We start from the raw sequence: 20286 nt of genomic DNA on the forward strand, positions 1-20286 counted from the left end.
GTATTTGAAAGATGCTGTAAGCCATTCGATTGCTTTGCATTTAACGAAATCGATGTGGATACATAGGCGGTGAATGGGAAGCTGTAAAACGCCTCACTCAGATGAAGTGAAAGATGTGTCAGGGTTTCCATTCGTTTATTCTGAACAAGAATTCAAGGAGAACGATGAAATAAACGTCAAACACCTGACACCCATGATCGGTGAATTTTAAAGCATGGATAGAGAAAAAAGCGGCTTCGGTTCAATGTATCTCTGCCTGTGTTGGGAATCTAGAAAAACATCCTTTTATTTTTTACATAGAAACCTTTTTTTCAGAAGACGCATCATTCCCTGTTTGCTTTTCCCACAGAGAAAAAGAACGCATCATACTGAATGCAGCGAAAGGAGCGGGCAAAGCGACAACCAGGAATAAATATGTTGGGCTGACGGCGTCTGATAAAATACCGGCCAGCGCATAACCGAGCGGCATGAAGGTGCTGTTGAGCGCAAAAAAAGCCCCCAGGGACCTCCCCCTCTTTTCACCTTCCGTCAATCGCTGCAAGTATCCTTCCAAATATATATTGACAACACCGGAGATCATGCCGATCAGGATCAGAAGGAAAGCGGCGATGACAATATTAGCGATCCAGCCAAGCGGAAATAAAAGCAGGCCGAACATCACCATCAAGGCAGGCACAGCCGCTTTTGCATGCTCCTCTTTGGCGATAAATGACAGGCACAGCGCCGCCCCGAGTGTTCCCATGGCCCAAAGTGATTGAAAAGCCCCGCCAAGCCATGCCTGGTCTTTGACAAAGAGCGAAGACCAAACGACGATATAGATGGGAAACCCGCTGAATACGAGCTGCTGGACGCTTGTCCCATACAGTAAATACCTGAGCGGTTTATTTTGGAATATGCTAGAAAACCCGCTGAAAAGCTGTTTGTTCGTAAACGGAATATGAGGCTGATTTCCTCTGTTGTCTTTGATTTTCCACTCCAAAAAGATCGACATGAATGAAAGGCTCCCGCAAATCACCCAGACCCAGCCAAAATGCAAAAATGAAAACAGCACACCCGTCAGGAGCGGCACAAGCACTTGGATCATCTGTGATAGCACTTCCTGAAATGCGATTCCTTTTTCAATTTGGTCTTGCCGAAGCGTATCAGGAATGAGCGATCTTGCCGCGGGTTCAATCGCGGTCAGGCAGGTGGAGATCACCACTCTGGCCGCCAACAACAACAGAAGCGGACTGGTGCCGTTTAGCGCCAAAATGCCGATCGTAAAAAAAACCGCCGATATGAACATGTCTGAAACGGCAATCAGCTTTCCCCTGTGAAACCTGTCAGACAGCCATCCGGTAAACGGCGATATCGCAACAGAAACGGCCAGCCCGAGCCCGATCATCACGCCTCCCTGAAGCGCGCTTCCGGTTTCATATAAAGACCACCACACCAATGAATAATAAAAAAGGACGGAGCTGAACAAAGACAAAAATGTTCCAGACCATAATCTGAAAAAATCACCTTTTATAAGCCATGCATATTTCAATCTGAATCCCCCTTGTGAAAATATAGGACCTCCGTCTGAGCTGCTCATCAAGATTACAGGATTATTTTACATATGTATTCAATATTTAACAATGCCTTATTCTTCAGAACGGCAAAAACCTTCCGAACTGGAAGGTTCCTGCGAGCATGCAAAGCACCGGTCTTTTTAACGTATCTTAGCAGATAAAAGCGGCTCCAACGATAATAAGCAGAATGAAAAGTACAACGATTAACACAAAAGTGCTTCTTCCGTGAAATCCATAGCCATATCCTCCATCAGGACAGCAGTAGTGCACAGGCCATTCATCCTTTCTTAAAAAGTCTACACCCCAGCCTATGCAGGCCAAGTCACCATTTGTTTGTGCACCTGCCCACATTCAGCCAAACAAATATTTAAAAATGGTTGTCATCCGTTCCTTCCGCTGAAAACCGAGCTTTTCGTAAAACCGTTTGACATGGTCGCTGCCTGATGTGACAAGATAGCTGGATGTCATGCCCGACTGCTTAGATGCCGCAAGCATCCCGCAGATGAGCTCTGTTCCATAGCCTTTCTTCTGATGAGGCTCTAAAACGGCCACTTCTTCGATTTTAGACAATTTTTCACCGTGATCGAGATAAAGCTCGGCACAGCCGACAGGCTCTCCTTCATCTGAATAGCAGACAAACAGCTCGATGACACCTTGTTCGTAATAAAGGTACTTGCGGCGCAGCTTTTCTTTCGCAAATGCTTCGTCTATACTCAATGAATCGTAAGCCTCCATGACGCGGCAGGCATCGCGGAGCGATTTTTCCGTGCCCCATTCGACCCGGCTGATGCCGGCGTGTTCTTGCCAATCGGACAGCCTGATGCTGTAAAACAGCTCTTCGTCAAGAATATATCCAAGGTCAAAGAGCGTTTTTTTCATAGAAAAGGGGATGTCGCATCCAAATGAGCTTTTCACATGAATGTAATTTCGTTTTAAAATGCCGGGAGCTCGGACCAATAACGAGTATAAATCCGCCAAAGGATATGCGTCTTGCAGCTGTATAAAATGATGGGCGAACATTTGCGGCAGCTGGTCGTCCGTATATATGTCGTAGAATGGTTCGCTTTTTTTGCTGCATGTCAGCAATAAATAGTTTTCTTCAGCTTTTGCAATGGATTTCATGATGACAGCCTCTTTTCGTTCATTTCGTTCCTCAAGTAGTTTTTCGTCATCAAAAGGAACATTTCCTGTTAAAAAAGTCATATAAAAAATGATCCTTTATGAAAAAGGATCATTTTTTTGAACCGTCAATCTTCTTTTTCGTCAAATAATTTGGCGTATTCGCCATACCCTTCTTTCTCAAGTTCGTTCTTCGGGATAAAACGCAGAGCGGCGGAATTGATGCAATAGCGCAGCCCGTTTGGCCCGGGACCGTCTGGGAACACGTGGCCGAGGTGGGACTCGGCCGTCTTGCTTCTGACCTCCGTCCGGATCATGCCGTGAGACGTGTCAAGCTTTTCTTCGATCTCCCCGGTTTCAATCGGCTTTGTAAAGCTTGGCCAGCCGCAATGGGCGTCAAATTTGTCCAGCGAGGAAAATAGCGGCTTCCCTGAAACAATATCGACATAAATCCCCTCTTCCTTATGGTCCCAAAATTCATTTTGAAACGGGGGCTCTGTTCCGTTGTTTTGCGTCACCTCGTACTGCATCCGGTTCAGCTGTTTCAGCCGTTCTTCTTTATTAACCGTCATGCCTGATCCCCCCAATGCTCTTGAAGAAATCCTTCCCGGCCGCTTCCGATGCGATATCGTTTATAACGGTCAGGATGTTTTTTGTGATAATCCTGATGATACTCCTCTGCCGGATAAAACGGCTTCGCTTCAAGAATATCGGTTACGATCGGCTCTTTAAATATCCCGCTTTCTTCAAGCTTTTTCTTTGATGCTTCAGCGAGCGTTCGCTGTTTGTCATGATGATAAAAGATCGCCGTCCGGTAGGATTCCCCGCGGTCTGCAAACTGCCCTCCGCGGTCTGTAGGATCAATTTGCTGCCAATAGAGCTCAAGCAGTTTTTCATATGGAAACACATCCGGATCGAATGTGATCTGCACCGCTTCTCTATGTCCCGTCGTATCGCTGCAAACTTCTTCATATGTCGGATTTTCCTTATGGCCGCCGGTATAGCCGGATTCTACTTTGATAATACCCGGCTGCTCGTCAAAAGGCTTGACCATGCACCAAAAACAGCCTCCGGCAAATGTCGCAAGTTCTTGTTTTTCAGCCATTTCAATCTGCCTCCTTCTCTTTAAACACCTGATGGGAATGATTATATCACAGCCGCCTGTTTTCCCGGTTTCTTCTGCTCATGAGCCGCCGGGTATATACCTTCACGCAAAGTTGTGACAATTCGTTGGCTTCTTCAGTTCAAATAGCCGATTGTTCACCCATTCGGTTTTGCATTTGTTCAATTGATGGTCAAATGAACTAAAAATCTTCTGAAACATGCACTTGAAAGGCAAAAATTATGGTATCATAGTGATATCATGTTCATGATCAATAAAAATCATGCTGATTCGGTCATTCCTTAAAAATGAAAGCGGAATTTGCTAACTATATGGAGGGGCGAAATTTTGAAAGCTAGAGAACAAATGATGTATGATATGGAAGCGTTGCTTCGCACGGTTTTTAAACAGATACGTGATGAGATAAATGAACTGCTCGAAAAAGAGATGTCCCGTAATGAATTTATGATTCTCCGTCTGTTAAGTGAACAAGGTCCCAAGAAGGTGACGGAGTTTGCAACGATTTTAGGCGTTTCTGCAAGCCACATCACAGCTGTAACCGACACATTGGTCGAAAAGGGATGGATCACAAGAGTCCGCTCCAAAGAAGACAGACGAATCATCAAAATCCATTTAACGGATACAGGCAAAGAAATTATCAGATATTTCGAAGAAAAGAAAACAGAATATTATATGAAACGCTTCAGCTGCTATACCGACGAAGAGCTGAAAACACTGATCGAACTGTTCAGCAAACTGGACAAAAAAAGAGAACAGCGTTAATCAAAAAGGTTTATACATAAAAATAAACCTCTCTGCGCATCTTATGAATAAAAAGAGGTGCGAAGATGATGACAGCTCCTTATCTCTGTCCAAACTGCAAAACAAACCGCACGCGGTTTAATCTCATTGAGCAGGCGCCAACATCCGTCAAGCTTGATCCATCGACGGGGGAAATCATGGAAACGTATTCAGAAGGTGAGCGCTCTCCCTTTCATCTTCCATACAGCGGCCCTGATATGAAAGTTCAATGCGGAGCCTGCGGTTTAATTGAAGATGAAAGGACTTTTATCAAGCACGCCGAACACGATAGACGCTAAGAAAGCACATCTCCTAGGAAGATGTGCTTTCTTGTTTTTTAAACAGAATGAGGTTTTTCCATTTGCCATAACGGTAATACAAAAACGCCGTCAGGCTGCTTAATAGAAAACTCGTCCCAATTCCCAGCGCAATCCCGTTTTCCCCGAACCATTTCGAAAACATGAATGTAAACGGGTAGCGAAGGACCCAAAAAGAAATGACATTCAATACCAAAATTTGAAACATCGCTCCCGCTGCCCTTACCACACCATTGAGCACAAAATTAATGCCGATGAATGGATAGAAAAAAGCGACGGTTTTTAAATACTGTTCGCCGAATGCCACCGAATCCGCCTCAGAAATAAACAGCCTGACAGCTTGATATCCGGCCAAAAAAACGGCGGTGCTGATCGCCAGCATAAACATCATGACGTAAAAAACGCCGTAGTTTGCGATTTTTTTCGTGCGCTCCATATCGCCGCTTCCGATGGTTTGTCCAGCCATACTGTTGACGGCTGTTCCGATCGCCATCGCCGGCAGGATGAGGATGCTGTCAATCCGCTGGATCGCTCCATACCCGGAAACAACGCTTTCGCCGAATGAATTGACAACGCTCATAATCGCCATGGAACCGCCGGAAATCACCATCATTTGCAGTCCCGCGGGTACTCCGAGCCGCAGGATAACAGCTGTCTCTTGAAACGAAGGAATCACCGGCATCCTAAAAGGAACAAGCCCTTTTTTCACCGTCAGGATCAGCCCGTATACAAAAGCGACCCCCTGCGACACAACGGTTGCATATGCCGCTCCGGAAATCCCCAGCTTCAGTCCGGATATAAAGAGCGGATCCATGAAAAGATTGATGATGACAGCCAATAGAACAAAGCGTAAAGGTGTTTGACTGTCACCGACAGCTCTTAAAATAGTGCTGATAAAATTATAGCCAAATAGAAAAATAATTCCAATAAAGTGAATTCTTAAATAAACGGTCGCTAAGTCCATCATCTCGCCGGGCGTTTCCAAAAGGGATAGCAAGGGCTCTGTGAATACAAACCCAAGGATGCCGACAAATAGGCTCATCACCGTCATCAAGACGACAAATGCATTGACATATGAAGCAAGCCCCTGCTTGTCCCCTTTTCCTTTTTGCTGTGAGAGAATCGTCAGTGCCGCATTATTGATCCCCAAGACAAACGACAATACCGTAAAGAATACCGTTCCGGATACGGCGGCGGCTCCAAGAGCCTGAGCGCCGAGCAGGTTCCCGACCCACAAGCTGTCGATGAACTGAAAGGAAACTTGCAAAAGGTTAGCCAAAATGATGGGGCCTGAGAAGAGGATCAACTGCTTCAATACATTTCCATATGTAAAATCCGTTTTCATTTTCTTCTCCTTTTCCAGACTTTTTAGTGCTGTGTCCGCTTACCAGCCGGCGGAATATGATGACAGAAAGAAGATAAAGGGGCGTGTGAAGATGAATGGTGCTGAACTTAATGCCCGTACTCGAGGTGGTGCGCATCACAGCAGGCAGGCGGCGCTTTCCGTTTTTCGCTATGACACAAAAAACGTCATGCTCAGTCTGCTCCATGCCGCTCCGCATACAGAAGATATTGATATGGCCGTTAATGGGATGCCGCTTTTTAAAAACGTTCCATACAAAAGCTTGACTTCTCCTGTTTCAGTTCCTGCCGGCCGTATTCAAATCGCTTTTTTTACAACAGGACATGACCGCCGTCACCTCCTGACAGCATATGATCAGCTGACAGCGGGAACAAATTATACCATTGCCGTCACCGGTACACCATCAAGGCTGCTTCCCGTCGGAATCAACAATCGAAACATCACCGATCCGCAAAGCATCGGCTTCAAATTCGTCCACCTTTCCCCGGATGCCCCGGCTCTCGATCTTGCCGTCCGCAACGGACCTGTTCTTTTCGCAAATGTCCCTTTTGCAAAAGCCGGCCCGTACATCACGCTTCCGCCACAAAAACTCGATTTGGATATCAGGGCGGCCGGTACGAAAACAGTCTTATTCAACGTCCCTAAAATCGGGGCAAAAGCCGGCCAGTCCGTGACACTGCATTGTCTCGGCTTCGCCAACGGCGCCCCCTCTCTTGAAATAAAGGAAGCTTTACTTCCCATGGAAAGCTTAGGCTAGCGAAAAAAAAGAGACGTAAAGTCTCAGCTTGTAGAGAAACCCATGTTTTTCTACAAGCTTTTTGTTTTAAATAGGTTTTGATATGTTTTTCTTCTTACAAAGAAACAGAAAAAGGCCTCCCACACTCCTAGCCTAGCTTCGCTAGGTGTGTGGCAATCTTCTTCATATTCTGGCAGGTAGCTGTGAGGAGAACTTGTTCCGTCACATTCCGTTTTCCCCTCAACCGGCAGTAGCGAAGCCCATGCAGCTGTTTTGAATCTGCAAAGCTTCGCTCTATTTTTTCTTTTCTTTTTTTGTAGAGGTTTTTTCCTGAGGCAGTCAAACGATTTTCCCTGACCTTTTCTTTATGATCCTCCCATATGTGTCTTGAAACGACCTTCTGATGGTTTTTAGATCGTGTACAGCTCTCAAGCAGAGGACATGAAGCGCATTTTTCAGGATTTGATTTATAAAACCTGTAGCCTTTTCGATCGGTTGTGGAGTAAAAAAGTGTTTGTCCGTTTGGACAAATGTACTGATCTTTTTCATTGTCGTATTGAAACTTCCATTTAGGAAACAAACCTTTTTTAGGATGAAAGCGTCTGTGGGCAATGACGCCAAAAATATGGCGGTCGGAAAGCCCTTTACAGATTGGTGTTGTTAAATAGCCGGAATCCAGAGCGACGGCTTCAACTTGAAAACCAAATCGTCCGATTTGGTGATCTAAACGATCAAGATAAGGTGCAGAATCATGGACATTGCCAGGTGTTACATAGACATCGGTGATGATATTGTATTTCATATCCGTTGTTCGATGATCCAAATAGAAAAAACCTTCAGGTTTATTTTCACGGTAAAGATAGCCGCTTTCGGGATCGGTGGTACTGTGGCGAATTTCTTTTTTAGCTTTCACCTCCTCTTTGGCTTTTAAAGACTTTTTTCCGTGCGCCTCTCGATCTTCTTGCACGGCTTCATCCAAGTCCTTTATATAGTTTTGTGTATCCTGTTCAATTGTTTTCCTCGTATATTTATGCTTGTTGGCGTTGGCTTTGAGATGGGTTGAATCGGTAAAAAGGACACGCCCGCCAACCATTTCGTGATTGATGGCTTGAAGGACAATTTCATCAAAAATATCTTGGAAAATGGTTGTATCTTTGAAACGAGTGCGTCGGTTCCAACTGATCGTTGAATGATGAGGAACTGGATCATTGATATTTAATCCTAAAAACCATCTGTAGGCCATATTGTAGTAAATTTCTTTTTCGAGCTGTCTTTCTGAACGGATACCGTACAGGTATCCGATAAACATCATTTTGAATAAAATCAATGGATCGAGAGATGGCCGGCCATTATTCTCACTGTAGTAAGGCTTAACCTTTTCAATAATGAACGAGAAATCTATGTATTTGTCAATTTTGCGTAGCAGATGATCCTCTTCAACAAGTTGATCAAGCAATACGAATTCGGCTTCGTTTTGAGAAGAATTTCTGGTGTAGAACATTAGCAAAACACCTTCCTTTTAAGTCCTTTTCTTTATTATAAAATGAAGAAATGGATGATTTAAGGAAAAAATAAAAGACTGTCGAGATTTTCTCGACAGTCTGAGACGTAAAGTCTCTTTTTTATTGGTCGTTCCGCTCTGTTTTTTTGTGCTTTTTCATCTCAAGTGTAAAGATCATAATGCTTAAAAATAAAGCGCAGTAACCGATATTCAAATACATCTTATCCATATGTTCATCGATAAAACTGAAGGCGGCGAGACCGCCGAAGTAAAATGAAAATAACAGCGACAGAAAGCTGAAATATCCATAAATACGTTCCATACGTTCACCCCAGTATTGAAACAAAACAGATCCATTGCTTCTTATTTTCTTTCATTTTAAAAGCTTACATCAAGCTTATCAATCTGATGATGCAGCCGGCTGATAATAAACAAATTCGATTTGATCCTGTTTTAAATCAATGTTTTTGGCTTTGATATACATTCCGTTTTTAAGCGGCATTTCCGACAGACGAACCTGAATTTCTTTGGCATCAGCTCTGACATGGACAAAGGGCGGCAGATCATAAAATTGGTCCATATAATTTAAGACAACGGATATTGGAACATTCAATCTGCCGATCGAGAATTTTGTAACATCCAAAACCACATCTCCGTTTTTTTCAACCGCCGGGCGGAAGGAAACCTTTGCATCGACCGTTGATGAAAAGGCGCGGATCGCACCGACAATGTGGAATTCGTCATCAATCTCTATTTTGTAGTCAAGATCTGGCGACGATTCCTTTTCCAAATACGTATTAATAAATGCCGCCAAAGACTCTTTCGTACTGGTCACATTCAGTTCATATTCGCTTGGCGCTGGCGTCTTGCCGGGGTATTTTTGGCCGCCGGGAAGGAACAGGAGAATCAAAATCCCGGCCAAAATGATCGCATTAGCCGCTGCCAAAATAAAAAACAGACGTTTCCACTTCTTCATATTTTCACCTAATTCTGATTCAGAGGTCTTCTTCTTCGATTTGTTCATAAACGCGTTTGGCAATTAATGAATACCCGTATTGGTTTGGGTGAAATTCATCTTCTGAAATCTTTTTTTTATCACTGTACTCTTCGAATATATCAGCGATATCGGCCATTTTTGCATTCTCAACTTTTTTGAGTTTCTTTTCAGCCCCTAGATTCCATTCCCCTACGACTTGGTCAACTTCTTTCAGTTCAGACAATGTAAATTTAAACGGGTTGTACATGCTGACATAAATCAATTCGGCGCTTTTGTTTTGCTTTCTGATTTCTTTTAGAATGCTCACAAACCGCTTTTCAAATGCCTTCTGTTCTGTGCGGAAAGGCTTCAGTGTTAAATGGGCGAAGTTTTGCCGAACCACCTTCATCAGGTCATTGCCGCCGATTGTAAACAAAATATAGTCCGCATCCTTAAGGCCTTCTTGAACCTCTTTATCTTGCAGTTTTTTAAGCAGCTGATCAGTCCGGGACCCTTTAACGGCATAGTTTTTCACCGTAACCGATTTGACATCGCTGCGCTTTTCAAGCTTGTCGGCCACCTCGCCGACATACCCTTTTTCTTCTCGATCGCCTACCCCTTCTGTCAGAGAATCACCCACAGCGGCGATCACAATATCCCGCTTGGGGGCTGCCACTGTTTTTTCAGCGCCCGCATGACCCTCTGCACAGGCTGAGAGCAGACAGACGAGGGCCATCATGACTGATAAAAAACGTATCTTCAATAAGGATGCCCCTTCCTTCAATAACCTAAAAAAAAGTGTACCATGTTTTCATTCTTTTGAAAATCGTTTGCAACGTGTTAAAAAAAGCCTGTTTTCCAGATTTTCAGGAAACAGGCTTTTTTGCCTCCGCCTTTGTTCTCAACGGTTTTCAAGTGTTTTAATATCGGCGATGATCTCGCTGTATGGCGTATCTTTCACCCCATTATAATCCTTGACGACTTTCCCGTTCTGATCGACTAAATAGAATGAGGTTTGATGGATCACCTGGTCATCATCTTCCGGTTTTTTGACGATCGCTTTAAAGCTTTTCAGCGCAAACTTTTCAATTTCTTCCTGCGAATACCCCGTTAAAAAGTCCCAGTTTTCAAAAGTGAGCGGATAGTTAGCGGCAAACTTCTTCAATTTCTCAGGGGTGTCATTTTCGGGATCGACACTAAATGAGACAATCCTTGCTTGTACATCTTCTTGTTCCATTTGTTTTTGCAGCTCTGCCATATGCGATGTCATCGGCGGGCAAACCGTTTCACAATTCGTAAAAATAAAATCGGCGATCCAAACTTCCCCTTTTAAGCTTTCAAGAGACACCGTTTTTTGATCTTGATTTTGAAACGAAAAGGCCTGTACATCATAATTTAAAGAATCTTTAATTTTGCTGGTTCCGCAGGCGCTTAACATCACGATGAGCATACCTAATGCAAACGTGCCGAGAACGTTTTTCAAATCCTTTCATCCCCTTTATCAATCCGTGTAAAAGGTAAACCCGATCGCTCCTTTGCCTGTGTGTACCGAGATAATCGGCGTTGTATATGAAATATCAATATCGGCTCTCGGAAAATGCTCAAGCAAAGAAGCTTTGAGCCTGTTTGCCAGATCTAAAGCATCTGCATGGGCGATGCCGATTGCCTGGACTGTTTTCCCTTTGACAGTTGAAAGAAATCGGCCTGTTAAATAACGGACAAGCTGGTTTGTACTGCGGACATTTTTTTCAGGCGTATAGATGCCGTCCTCAAGCCTTGCAATCGGCTTCACTTTGAGCAGTGAACCGATCAGCGCTTTCCCTCTGCCGATACGTCCGCCTTTGATCAAGTTTTCGAAATGGTCGATTGTCACGTATAAGGACGTCCGGTTTCTTACGTCTTCGAGATCTTTGATGATCTCATCGGCTGTAAGGCCTTGCTTAGCCAAGGCCGCAGCTCGCAAAACCTGAAAGCCCAAACCCTTTGAAATATACATGGAATCCACCACTCGAATCGTGGCATCGACCATTTTTGAAGCGCTTACAGCCGTTTGGAATGTCCCGCTCAGTTCACCGGACAGGTGGATGCTGATCAGCTCACTCCCGTCTGCCGTGAGTTCTTCATACAGCTTGATAAACGCGCCTAATGGAGGCTGTGAGCTTTTCGGAAGCTCTGTTGCGGACTCCATTTTTGCAATAAATTCATCCGGCTGAATATCCAGCCGATCCCTGTAAACCGTACCGTCTATCGCGATGGAAAGCGGCAGCACGGAAATGTTGTATTTGCGCAGTGTTTCTTCGCATAGGTCAGCTGTGGAATCCGTTACAATTTTGATGCTTGTCAATTCCCTTCACATCCTGTCGGTCTCATATGGTGTAGATCATGGTGATTGGCAAAAAAACGCATGAAAAATTCTTTGCCGGCTTCATGCCTTAGAGCGGCTCGGGTCTTAGCCGGCAAAGAATGCTTTTACATGCTATGCATTATGCTTCAGTTCTTCCTGTTGGTAAATGGCCAAGTAATCCGGCCATTTGAGCGCTCTTTTTAAGTATTCCCTGAAGGAGTAGACACACCTTTTGCGCTTCGAGCAATAAAGCTCTTTCAAATAAGCCTCTAGCCTCAGCTTCGCCATGAAAAAATGCGGGTCATCCTCTTTTAACAGGGGTATTTCCGTCACCTTCACCTGCTGTCCATCCGATCGTTTGAACTCTAGGCTTTTAAGTAACAAGCTATCAATCCTCATTTTTGATATTTTCTTTATTATACATAATCTCCAAAGCTGTTGTCTTTAGAATCATGCGTAATATTCAAAAAAAATTCTTATATGAGCAGATTGAACAGACCCTCATCTTTATTCACTTCGAGATAGCGGAACCCTTTTTTGTCCATTCTTTCGATCAGCGGGTCATAGTCTTCGCGCTGCTTCAGTTCGATACCGACAAGAGCCGGCCCGCTGCTCTTATTATTTTTCTTTGTATATTCAAACCGGGTGATGTCATCGTTTGGCCCGAGCACCTCATCTAAAAATTCGCGCAAAGCCCCGGCCCTTTGCGGGAAGTTGACGATGAAATAATGCTGCAACCCTTCGTACATCATCGATCTGTCTTTAATTTCCTGCATCCTGCCGATGTCATTATTTCCGCCGCTGATCACACAAACGACATTTTTCCCTCTGATTTCATCCTTGTACAGATCTAAAGCGGCAATCGGCAAAGCTCCGGCCGGTTCAGCGACAATCGCACACTGGTTATATAGCTCAAGAATGGCCGTGCACACTTTGCCTTCCGGTACAAGCAGAATATCATCGACGACGGTTTCAAGCGTTTTGAATGTCTGCTCACCGATTGTTTGCACGGCTGCACCGTCAACGAATTTGTCGATCTTCTCAAGTGTTACCACTTCGCCTTTTTTGTTGGACTCAAAAAGCGCAGGTGCTCCTTTCGGTTCGACTGCGATCAGCTTTGTCTCAGGGGACACGTTTTTCACATAGGTACCCACTCCTGAAAGAAGCCCCCCGCCTCCGACGCTTGCGAATAAATAGTGCGGCTCAGCCTCGATGTCGTTTAAAATCTCTACGGCGACTGTTCCCTGTCCGGCCATGACCGCGGGATCATCAAACGGATGGATAAACGCGCGCTTTTCTTCCTCACAGCAGGCAACAGCGCTCCGGTATGCATCATCAAACGTATCACCGGTCAGAATAATTTCTACATATTCCTTTCCAAACAATTCGACCTGGGAAATTTTTTGTCTCGGGGTTGTTGAAGGCATAAAAATCTTTCCGTGGATGCCGAGATGCTTGCACGAGAAGGCAACTCCCTGGGCGTGGTTTCCGGCGCTCGCGCAGACGACACCGTTTTTCGTCGTATCTTTGGAAAGCTGCTTCATTTTATAATATGCGCCTCTCAGCTTGAATGAACGGACAACTTGCAAATCTTCCCTTTTTAAATAAACGTTGCAGTCGTACCTCTCAGACAGCCTCTCATTTTTTTGAAGAGGGGTATGAATCACAACATCTTTCACATTTTGGTGTGCTTTTAAAATATCTTTGACTTGGATGAGAGAGTTTTCTTTAAGCAACGGTTTCATGTATTAAGATCCTTTCTTTTTAAAGCTTTATTTAATACGCCATTATATCATGAATATTCAAAATTTAAAGGGCAATTACGGAATATAACACAGTTTCCCCCGATTTTCTATATATACGACAGCCAGCAGTGTTTCATGCACTCATCGAAACAGACGCCAGCGCTGAAAATTTTTCAAAAAAACCTTTATTTGTTTCAATTGGGTGTTATAATAGAACCAATTAGAACCAAAAGGAGCATAACTATGGTGCATACGAAACCGCCAACTTCGAACTTCACCGAACTAATCGGTGAAAGCGATACTTTTTTACAGGCAAAAAACAGAGCAAAAAAATTTGCAGACTCCCATCTGCCGGTTCTGATACACGGAGAAACCGGGACGGGCAAAGAGCTGTTTGCAAAAGCCATTCATGATGAATCATCGTACAAAAAGGGGCCTTTCGTCCACGTCGGCTGCAGCACGCTGAAAGAGGACGCTCAGGCAGAAGCGCTTTTCCATTCGGCAAATGATGAACCCGGAACCCTGTTTCTTGACGAAGTGTGGGGCCTGTCTTTGCCCCTTCAGGCAAGGCTTTTGGATTCAATTGAAAAAGGGTTGAATAAAAGGCTGATTTCCGCATCAAGTGTACCGCTTTCGGAAAAGGTAGAGAAACATGAGTTTCGCAAAGATTTGTATTTCAGGCTCAATGTCCTTGACCTGCCGCTGCCTTCTCTTGCTGAGCGACAAAGCGACATCCCGCTGCTCATGCATCATTTTCTAAAAAGCGGAGATCATGACATATATGTCGATCCTGTCGTTTGGAAGGCGCTTGAGCAGTATGAGTTTCAAGGTAATGTAAGAGAGTTGAAAAACATGGCGGATTACATGAAAACCGTCTCTGATCAAAAAACGATACAGCTTTATGACACACCGCCCGCTATAAGGGAACAGATTGAAAAGAAAAAATCAAAAGATAAAAAAACAACGGCAAAATCGCTGACTTTGATGGAAAAAGAGGAGTTTGCCTACCTTTTGGAAACGATTAAACAGCTGAATGAAAAGGGGGAGCCGGCCAGCCGCAGAGTGCTGTCCGAACGAAGTAAAAACGGAAAGTTAGTGCTCACTCCGCAGCAAGTGCGAAGCAGGCTGGATTATTTGGAAAAAAGAGAGTTTGTTACAAAAGGCCGCGGCAGAGCCGGCACAAAAATCACGCTTGAAGGCCTGCGCTTTTTAAGCTCTTTAAAAAATCACATTGTTCAAGAATAGAAAGGGTGATTGATGTTGTACACGATCAAAGAAGAAATTGCCAATGCCATCACACACGGACTCGGCGTCTTGCTGTCGATTCCCGCGATTGTGTTTTTAGTGATTTTCGCCGTACGCTACGGCAGCCCGCTTGATGTTGTCAGCTTTTCGATTTTCGGAGCTTCGATGCTGCTTCTGTATTTAAGCTCGACACTTCTGCACAGCATTCAGCATAAAAAAACAAAGGACATCCTGGAGATCATTGACCATTCAGCCATTTATGTATTAATCGCGGGCACCTATACCCCGCTGCTCCTAGGTCCGCTTAAAGGCGCGCTCGGCTATACGATGCTGGCGGTCGTCTGGAGCTTGGCTCTTTGCGGCATCATCTTTAAAATCTTTTTTGTCAAACGGTTTATCGTCGTCAGTACACTGATGTATCTATTGATGGGCTGGATGGCGATCGTGGCGATCAAACCGCTTTATACGGCATTGACAGGAGAAGGTTTTGCCCTGCTTTTATTAGGAGGCGTCTTATATTCGGTCGGAACGATCTTTTACCTATGGAGAAAGATCCCCTACCACCATGCGATCTGGCATACGTTTGTACTCGGCGGCAGCGCCTCGATGTTTTTCTGTGTCCTCTTTTACGTCGCGAACGTCCCATTTATTTAAGTATTAAAAAAACAGGCTTTTCAGCCTGTTTTTTAATGCGTCCGCTAAGCCTGAAGCTGCTTTTTATCGGAAACGACGTAGCCGGGGTGAATCGTCAAATCGATATCAACAGGCTTGAGCCTTTTAAAAAACGACCCCTTGACCATGTCCCGTGTTCCATCGGTCTCAACCGGAACGATCGGAACACCGAGCCTTTTTGATATGGATTTGTAGTCAACGCCGTCATTTTCAGAGAGGATAAAGCTTTGCCCTTTGCGCAAAAGCTCTTCTATTTCTTCAATGGCTGCTGCCTTATCCGTGTGTTTGTTCAGCACCGCCATTTTTTTCAGCCATTGATTGACAAGCGGATAGCGGAATGCGCGCGGCTTTGCGAAAAAAGAAGCGGTTTTGTCAAGGTGTCCGACAAGAAGCGCGAGCTCTCGAAGGCCCGGCTTTGGATGGACATAAAGCACGGGACCGGCCGGCGTTTTGCCGAACTGATGGATCGAAACAGTCGAACCGGTGAGGCCGATACATCCGCGCAAAAAGGATTTCGGCTTGTCATAAACCGCCTTCATCTGATTGGCGTAAGAAAGCCGCGGGTCGAGCGTCCGAAGCTCGCCCAACAGCCTGATATGCTTCAAGAACATATAGGCCGTATAAATCAACAGGAAACCGTAGCGAATCATGAAAATCCCTCCCCTCTATCCTTTTCTCTGATAAACGAGGAATTCGTAGTCATAAGGGTTTTGCTCGTCTTTTAAACCTTTTTGCCTCGAAATGATTTCCCACTCATCTTCGCTGAATGCCGGAAAGTAGCAGTCCCCTTCAAATGTTTCATCGATTTTTGTCACATACAGTTTATCTGCATAAGGAAGGAGCTCTGTATATAGTTTTGAACCGCCGATGACAAAACATTCTTCGTCCTGTTGATTTGCAAACCGAACCGCCTCCTCCGGTGAATGCAACACTTCACAGCCCGGCAGATTCAGCGCCTGATTAGACGTAACCACTAGATTTTTCCGGTTGGGCAGAGGTCTTCCGATTGATTCGTAAGTTTTCCTTCCCATGATGACGGGATGGCCGGTTGTCACCTTTTTAAAGTATTTCAAATCCTGCGGCAGATGCCATGGTAAATCATTGTTTCTGCCGATCAGACGGTTTCTGTCCATTGCAAAGATAAATGAGATCATGCGTATACAGCCTCCTTAATCAATTCATATGCGGGTTACGGGTCAATGCCTGATGGTGCCGTTGTCTCCTTTGTTATAATCATTTAGTGAACAATGATGTAAAAGGTGGAGTTTTGTTGTTAGAGGCAAACCTTGCTGGAGGCCTGAATATGACCAGGGTGCCGAACGAACTGCAGAATTCCCCGTTCCTGTCCAATTCTCTCTGTTTCCCGTTTACTAAACATAAGACGGCATAAATCCCGCTTTTGTTTCAGTTTTTTCATCCTTTTGTAGTGTATCTCGAGTAAGCTTTGAAAAACAAGACATTTTTCATAAATCGAGCAAAAATTGCCCGCAAAAAAACCCGCCGTTTGGCGGGTTTTACTTTTCATCAGTTCCTGACGCCGGTCTTTTCTTCCCGGACTTCATCCTCATGATCCTGAGACGTATGGGCGATCCTGCTCGCAGCAGCAGCGGCAAGGGCGGCCACGATATCGTCAAGGAAAGTGTGAACCTCGCCGTCAGAACAATCATCCAATTCTTTAATGATTCCAAACTTTTCTTTATCAAGATAGCCGAAGTTTGTCAGACCGATTGATCCGTAAACATTGACGATGGAAAGCGGAATGATCTCATCTATTCCATAAAGCGGCTCATCTGTTTCAACCAAATACTGGAGCGGTTCAGGCAGAAGCTTCTTCTCTGCGAGCTGATCAAGCGCGATTCCCGTCAATACGGCGTGGACGATTTCCCTTTTATTCAGCACCTTTTCGACATGTTCGACACATACGCTCAGCGGCAGATCGGGATGATATTTTTCCTGAAGTTTTTGAACGATGAGCGCGATGTCTTCAATCTTGACTCCCCGCTCATTGAGCATGTCTTTTGTGAGATGTACCATTTCATTCATCGTATATTTCTTCATCTGTTATCCATCTCCTTTAGTGGCTCATCCAGTTGGGCGGTGTGTTTTGATCCCAGTATATGCTTCCGAGATCATGATGTGTCTGAAAGCCGTCTTCTGCGGTGTGGTAATGGAAATTAAACCAGTAGCCTTCATGCGGAGGCTTGTCCCGGCGGACATGAAACCGCAGCACGTCTTCACCGGTTTTTCGATTGTAGACGTGGAAGATTTTCTCCGATTTTCCCGCTGTCGGCTTTCCGGAAACCACCAGATCCTGATATGCGTCATTGTCCTTCAGCGTCATGAGGTGGCTGACGATGATCTCTTCGATTTTAGGCAGCACGTCCTGTCTGTACTCCTCTTCGATGACGGGCGAAATTCGGTTTCCGAATTTGGCAAACGATTGATCTTCCGCGGCATTCAGCATTTCATCCTTATAGGCGTCAAAAGAGGATTCAGATGCCTCTTCCCCGTCGGATTTGGTTTCCTCCCGCTTTTGATAAACAGCCGTATACCCGGTTTCTTTGATGCTCTGGTGCTCTGTCGGCTTGTCCGCCATTAAAGCGGCAGGAGGAGAAACAAGACCGAATGTCGCAATTGTAAACAAGGCAACAAGAGCTTTTCTCATCCACATCTTCATGACTGGTTGGTTCCCTTCTATTGACATTCTTTTTCTCTTATTCTATCATATGTTGAATTTTCAGTCATTCAAAAGCTGATGATCGGGAAATCGCTTAGAAAAAATACGAAGAAATCAAGATCCGGGGAATCTCTGTTCCCGCTTGATTTTATTATAACTTCGTTCGCCTGGTGTCAATTGAAAATCCGCCTTCAAGATGCACTGCGGCCGCCAAAATGTTCGAGCTTTCATGACCGGCCGGGTGGATTACGCTTAGAATATCATCGTTTTTGCAATCTGTCCGTTCCGATGCGCCGGCCGGCACGATATAAGATATGTTACTTCACCTATTGTTCAACTTTAAGTAAATGATCGACCACCATGCAATTTATCGCATGAATATAAGCCCATGCACTGGCTTTCATGATATCCGTATCCGTCGCTTTGGCTGTGTATTTCTCCCCTTTGTATTCCACCTGAATCTTCACTTTTCCTAATGCTTCTTTGCCTCTTGATACACTGCTGATGTTGTATTCAATCAATTTAGTATCAAATTCACTGATGTCAGCTATTGCGGAATATAGAGCATCGACGGGACCCGTACCTGTCGCACTCTTCTGCAGCACCTGCCCGCCCTTTTTCATTTTCACACTCGCAGAGGGGAAATGAGGATTGCAAATCACCTGCAAATCCATCAGCTCATAAAAGTGCTGGCTGATGTGCTCCACCTCTTGAGCGTGCACACTGTGTTTTTTGTAATAATTCTCAACGATCACATACAAATCATGGTGATAGACTTCTTTTTTTGCATCCGCCAGTTCTAAAAAGTCTTCGAAAACTTCTTCAAATTGCGTCTGGGTCAACTGGTTTAAGGCCAATTTCTCAAGCGCGTTTTTCACGGCATGACGGCCTGATCGTGCGGTTAAAACAAGTTCCATATCATCAAGACCGACGTCGGCCGGGTTCATGATTTCATAAGCGTCTCTCGATTTCAATAAACCATCTTGGTGTATGCCGGAAGAGTGGGCGAACGCATTTTCACCCGTAATCGCTTTATTCACTTGTACATCAAGCCCCATAAAACTGCTAACAAGCCTGGAGGTATTGATCAATTCTTCCGTTTGAATATTGGTGTAGCCTTTGTAGACTGACGAACGTGTCTTCATCGCCATGACCACTTCTTCCAAGGCCGCATTCCCGGCGCGTTCGCCGATACCGTTCACCGTACATTCCACTTTATCAGCGCCATTTTTAACGGCTGCAAGTGTGTTCGCTGTCGCCATGCCGAGATCATTGTGGCAATGGACGCTTAAAAGCACTTGATCATTTATATTTTTCAATCGGTCATTGATTTTAAAGATCAATTCCCCGAATTCTTCAGGCTCTGCATACCCGACAGTATCAGGCACATTAATGATCGTTGCCCCTGCATTGACAACAGCTTCAATTGTCGCCCACAAATATTCGAAATCAGAGCGTGAGGCGTCTTCTGTTGAATACTGCACATCCGGCAGAAGGGTTTTGGCATATTTTACTGCATCCACGCCGATATTCATGATCTGGCTTTTTGATTTGCCGAATTTCTTTTCCACATGAATATCCGATGTGCCTAAGACGATATGAATCAGCGGATGTTCAGCATGTTTCACACTTTGGTAAACCGAATCAATATCTGCTTTAACTGCTCTTGCCAGCGCCGTGATGACAACATCATCCGCTTTGCCCACTTTGGCGGCAATTTCTTTGACGGCATGAAAATCACCAGCTGATGATGAAGGAAAACCGGCTTCAATCATATCAACTTGAAGCTTTTTTAGTTGGTGAGCGACTTCCAGTTTTTCATACAGATTCAGCTTAGCCCCCGGGACCTGCTCACCATCTCTCAAAGTCGTATCCAACACCCAAATCTTTCTTTCCATAAAAAACACTCCTTTCTTGTATAAAAAAAGCCCCGTCTCTATTATGAAATAGAGACGAGGCATTGCTCGCGGTACCACTCTAATTGATTAATCAATTCACATTAATCCACTCAAATTCGGCGGCTATCACCGCCTATCTTCGTAACGGGAGAATTCCGGCATCCCCTACTCCGTCTGTTTCAGGGTGCAGCTCATGGATGAGTTCAAAGGGTATAACTGCCGATTCACACCAGCCAT

The 20286-nt window shown here is 44.7% G+C and carries 24 protein-coding genes and 1 other annotated feature (1 of these 25 running past the window's edge); of the genes, 5 read left to right on the forward strand and 19 right to left on the reverse strand.

Annotation, left to right across the window (positions count from 1 at the left end):
• Positions 1-292 precede the first annotated feature (292 nt).
• The 5 genes from P3X63_RS11840 to msrA form a co-directional block, all read right to left on the reverse strand.
• Positions 293-1528, reverse strand: coding sequence for an MFS transporter (locus tag P3X63_RS11840; protein WP_277690803.1), 1236 nt, complete (start codon positions 1526-1528; stop codon positions 293-295).
• A 175-nt stretch (positions 1529-1703) separates the two neighbouring features.
• Positions 1704-1823, reverse strand: coding sequence for a YjcZ family sporulation protein (locus tag P3X63_RS11845; protein WP_077736604.1), 120 nt, complete (start codon positions 1821-1823; stop codon positions 1704-1706).
• Positions 1824-1904: 81 nt separating this feature from the next.
• A complete protein-coding gene (locus P3X63_RS11850) occupies positions 1905-2756 on the reverse strand; it encodes a GNAT family N-acetyltransferase (protein WP_256860387.1) in 852 nt (283 codons plus the stop codon).
• A 44-nt stretch (positions 2757-2800) separates the two neighbouring features.
• On the reverse strand, positions 2801-3244 hold the full coding sequence (gene msrB / locus P3X63_RS11855; protein WP_026587516.1) for a peptide-methionine (R)-S-oxide reductase MsrB: 444 nt from the start codon (positions 3242-3244) through the stop codon (positions 2801-2803).
• The gene (gene msrA / locus P3X63_RS11860) at positions 3241-3777 is read right to left on the reverse strand and encodes a peptide-methionine (S)-S-oxide reductase MsrA (protein ID WP_026587517.1); all 537 of its coding nucleotides are present in this window, start codon (positions 3775-3777) and stop codon (positions 3241-3243) included. Before msrA ends, msrB begins: the two co-directional genes overlap by 4 nt.
• Positions 3778-4122: 345 nt before the next feature.
• Here msrA and P3X63_RS11865 point away from each other — a divergent pair, with 345 nt between their 5' ends.
• Both P3X63_RS11865 and P3X63_RS11870 read left to right on the forward strand, forming a co-directional pair.
• Entirely contained in the window at positions 4123-4557 is a 435-nt protein-coding gene (locus tag P3X63_RS11865) for a MarR family transcriptional regulator (RefSeq protein ID WP_026587518.1), read from the forward strand.
• Positions 4558-4625: 68 nt separating this feature from the next.
• Positions 4626-4874 (forward strand): hypothetical protein, encoded by a 249-nt coding sequence (locus tag P3X63_RS11870; RefSeq protein WP_026587519.1) that lies wholly within the window; start codon positions 4626-4628, stop codon positions 4872-4874.
• 13 nt (positions 4875-4887) lie between these two features.
• On the opposite strand, the gene P3X63_RS11875 is transcribed toward P3X63_RS11870, so the two are convergent.
• Entirely contained in the window at positions 4888-6237 is a 1350-nt protein-coding gene (locus P3X63_RS11875; RefSeq protein WP_277690811.1) for an MATE family efflux transporter, read from the reverse strand.
• 91 nt (positions 6238-6328) lie between these two features.
• Between P3X63_RS11875 and P3X63_RS11880 the strand changes: the two genes are divergently transcribed.
• Positions 6329-7012, forward strand: coding sequence for a DUF4397 domain-containing protein (locus tag P3X63_RS11880; RefSeq protein ID WP_051290385.1), 684 nt, complete (start codon positions 6329-6331; stop codon positions 7010-7012).
• Between the two features lie 127 nt (positions 7013-7139).
• Here P3X63_RS11880 and P3X63_RS11885 read toward each other — a convergent pair whose 3' ends face one another.
• The 8 genes from P3X63_RS11885 to ilvA form a co-directional block, all read right to left on the reverse strand.
• Positions 7140-8492: an IS1182 family transposase gene (locus P3X63_RS11885; protein WP_179115646.1), complete on the reverse strand. Its 1353-nt coding sequence runs from the start codon at positions 8490-8492 to the stop codon at positions 7140-7142.
• Positions 8493-8613: 121 nt separating this feature from the next.
• Positions 8614-8814, reverse strand: coding sequence for a protein YpmT (ypmT, locus tag P3X63_RS11890; protein WP_026587522.1), 201 nt, complete (start codon positions 8812-8814; stop codon positions 8614-8616).
• A gap of 78 nt (positions 8815-8892) precedes the next feature.
• Positions 8893-9468 carry a YpmS family protein gene (locus P3X63_RS11895; protein ID WP_026587523.1) on the reverse strand — a complete coding sequence of 192 codons (576 nt, stop codon included), beginning with the start codon at positions 9466-9468 and terminating at the stop codon, positions 8893-8895.
• A 19-nt stretch (positions 9469-9487) separates the two neighbouring features.
• Positions 9488-10231 (reverse strand): SGNH/GDSL hydrolase family protein, encoded by a 744-nt coding sequence (locus P3X63_RS11900; protein ID WP_026587524.1) that lies wholly within the window; start codon positions 10229-10231, stop codon positions 9488-9490.
• Between the two features lie 138 nt (positions 10232-10369).
• Entirely contained in the window at positions 10370-10918 is a 549-nt protein-coding gene (locus P3X63_RS11905; protein ID WP_372709719.1) for an SCO family protein, read from the reverse strand.
• Positions 10919-10969: 51 nt separating this feature from the next.
• Positions 10970-11812 carry a DegV family protein gene (locus P3X63_RS11910; protein ID WP_026587526.1) on the reverse strand — a complete coding sequence of 281 codons (843 nt, stop codon included), beginning with the start codon at positions 11810-11812 and terminating at the stop codon, positions 10970-10972.
• Between the two features lie 132 nt (positions 11813-11944).
• Positions 11945-12196 (reverse strand): YpmP family protein, encoded by a 252-nt coding sequence (locus tag P3X63_RS11915; protein WP_026587527.1) that lies wholly within the window; start codon positions 12194-12196, stop codon positions 11945-11947.
• A 92-nt stretch (positions 12197-12288) separates the two neighbouring features.
• Entirely contained in the window at positions 12289-13557 is a 1269-nt protein-coding gene (gene ilvA, locus P3X63_RS11920) for a threonine ammonia-lyase IlvA (protein WP_026587528.1), read from the reverse strand.
• Positions 13558-13803: 246 nt separating this feature from the next.
• Here ilvA and P3X63_RS11925 point away from each other — a divergent pair, with 246 nt between their 5' ends.
• Together P3X63_RS11925 and trhA are read left to right on the forward strand one after the other, a co-directional pair.
• A complete protein-coding gene (locus tag P3X63_RS11925; RefSeq protein ID WP_372709717.1) occupies positions 13804-14802 on the forward strand; it encodes a sigma 54-interacting transcriptional regulator in 999 nt (332 codons plus the stop codon).
• Between the two features lie 15 nt (positions 14803-14817).
• Positions 14818-15456: a PAQR family membrane homeostasis protein TrhA gene (trhA, locus tag P3X63_RS11930; protein ID WP_026587530.1), complete on the forward strand. Its 639-nt coding sequence runs from the start codon at positions 14818-14820 to the stop codon at positions 15454-15456.
• A 44-nt stretch (positions 15457-15500) separates the two neighbouring features.
• On the opposite strand, the gene P3X63_RS11935 is transcribed toward trhA, so the two are convergent.
• The 5 genes from P3X63_RS11935 to P3X63_RS11955 form a co-directional block, all read right to left on the reverse strand.
• Positions 15501-16124, reverse strand: a complete 624-nt coding sequence (locus P3X63_RS11935; protein ID WP_026587531.1) for a lysophospholipid acyltransferase family protein — start codon at positions 16122-16124, stop codon at positions 15501-15503.
• A 15-nt stretch (positions 16125-16139) separates the two neighbouring features.
• A complete protein-coding gene (locus P3X63_RS11940; RefSeq protein ID WP_026587532.1) occupies positions 16140-16628 on the reverse strand; it encodes a dihydrofolate reductase in 489 nt (162 codons plus the stop codon).
• A gap of 370 nt (positions 16629-16998) precedes the next feature.
• Positions 16999-17532 carry a phosphatidylglycerophosphatase A family protein gene (locus tag P3X63_RS11945; protein WP_026587534.1) on the reverse strand — a complete coding sequence of 178 codons (534 nt, stop codon included), beginning with the start codon at positions 17530-17532 and terminating at the stop codon, positions 16999-17001.
• A gap of 16 nt (positions 17533-17548) precedes the next feature.
• The gene (locus P3X63_RS11950; RefSeq protein WP_077737216.1) at positions 17549-18151 is read right to left on the reverse strand and encodes a YpjP family protein; all 603 of its coding nucleotides are present in this window, start codon (positions 18149-18151) and stop codon (positions 17549-17551) included.
• Positions 18152-18477: 326 nt separating this feature from the next.
• The gene (locus P3X63_RS11955; protein ID WP_026587536.1) at positions 18478-20049 is read right to left on the reverse strand and encodes a 2-isopropylmalate synthase; all 1572 of its coding nucleotides are present in this window, start codon (positions 20047-20049) and stop codon (positions 18478-18480) included.
• Between the two features lie 47 nt (positions 20050-20096).
• Positions 20097-20286: a binding site (T-box leader), on the reverse strand (it continues 53 nt past the right edge of the window).

Origin of the sequence: Bacillus sp. HSf4, from assembly GCF_029537375.1 — a bacterium.
GTDB lineage: Bacteria > Bacillota > Bacilli > Bacillales > Bacillaceae > Bacillus > Bacillus sonorensis_A.

Coding starts and splice junctions, on each gene's coding strand:
- P3X63_RS11850 (WP_256860387.1), bottom strand. CDS start 2,756: ATGACTTTTTTAACAGGAAATGTTCCTTTTGATGACGAAAAACTACTT.
- msrB (WP_026587516.1), bottom strand. CDS start 3,244: ATGACGGTTAATAAAGAAGAACGGCTGAAACAGCTGAACCGGATGCAG.
- msrA (WP_026587517.1), bottom strand. CDS start 3,777: ATGGCTGAAAAACAAGAACTTGCGACATTTGCCGGAGGCTGTTTTTGG.
- P3X63_RS11870 (WP_026587519.1), top strand. CDS start 4,626: ATGACAGCTCCTTATCTCTGTCCAAACTGCAAAACAAACCGCACGCGG.
- P3X63_RS11875 (WP_277690811.1), bottom strand. CDS start 6,237: ATGAAAACGGATTTTACATATGGAAATGTATTGAAGCAGTTGATCCTC.
- P3X63_RS11880 (WP_051290385.1), top strand. CDS start 6,329: ATGAATGGTGCTGAACTTAATGCCCGTACTCGAGGTGGTGCGCATCAC.
- P3X63_RS11885 (WP_179115646.1), bottom strand. CDS start 8,492: ATGTTCTACACCAGAAATTCTTCTCAAAACGAAGCCGAATTCGTATTG.
- ypmT (WP_026587522.1), bottom strand. CDS start 8,814: ATGGAACGTATTTATGGATATTTCAGCTTTCTGTCGCTGTTATTTTCA.
- P3X63_RS11895 (WP_026587523.1), bottom strand. CDS start 9,468: ATGAAGAAGTGGAAACGTCTGTTTTTTATTTTGGCAGCGGCTAATGCG.
- P3X63_RS11905 (WP_372709719.1), bottom strand. CDS start 10,918: ATGCTCATCGTGATGTTAAGCGCCTGCGGAACCAGCAAAATTAAAGAT.
- ilvA (WP_026587528.1), bottom strand. CDS start 13,557: ATGAAACCGTTGCTTAAAGAAAACTCTCTCATCCAAGTCAAAGATATT.
- P3X63_RS11935 (WP_026587531.1), bottom strand. CDS start 16,124: ATGATTCGCTACGGTTTCCTGTTGATTTATACGGCCTATATGTTCTTG.
- P3X63_RS11940 (WP_026587532.1), bottom strand. CDS start 16,628: ATGATCTCATTTATCTTTGCAATGGACAGAAACCGTCTGATCGGCAGA.
- P3X63_RS11945 (WP_026587534.1), bottom strand. CDS start 17,532: ATGAAGAAATATACGATGAATGAAATGGTACATCTCACAAAAGACATG.
- P3X63_RS11950 (WP_077737216.1), bottom strand. CDS start 18,151: ATGAAGATGTGGATGAGAAAAGCTCTTGTTGCCTTGTTTACAATTGCG.
- P3X63_RS11955 (WP_026587536.1), bottom strand. CDS start 20,049: ATGGAAAGAAAGATTTGGGTGTTGGATACGACTTTGAGAGATGGTGAG.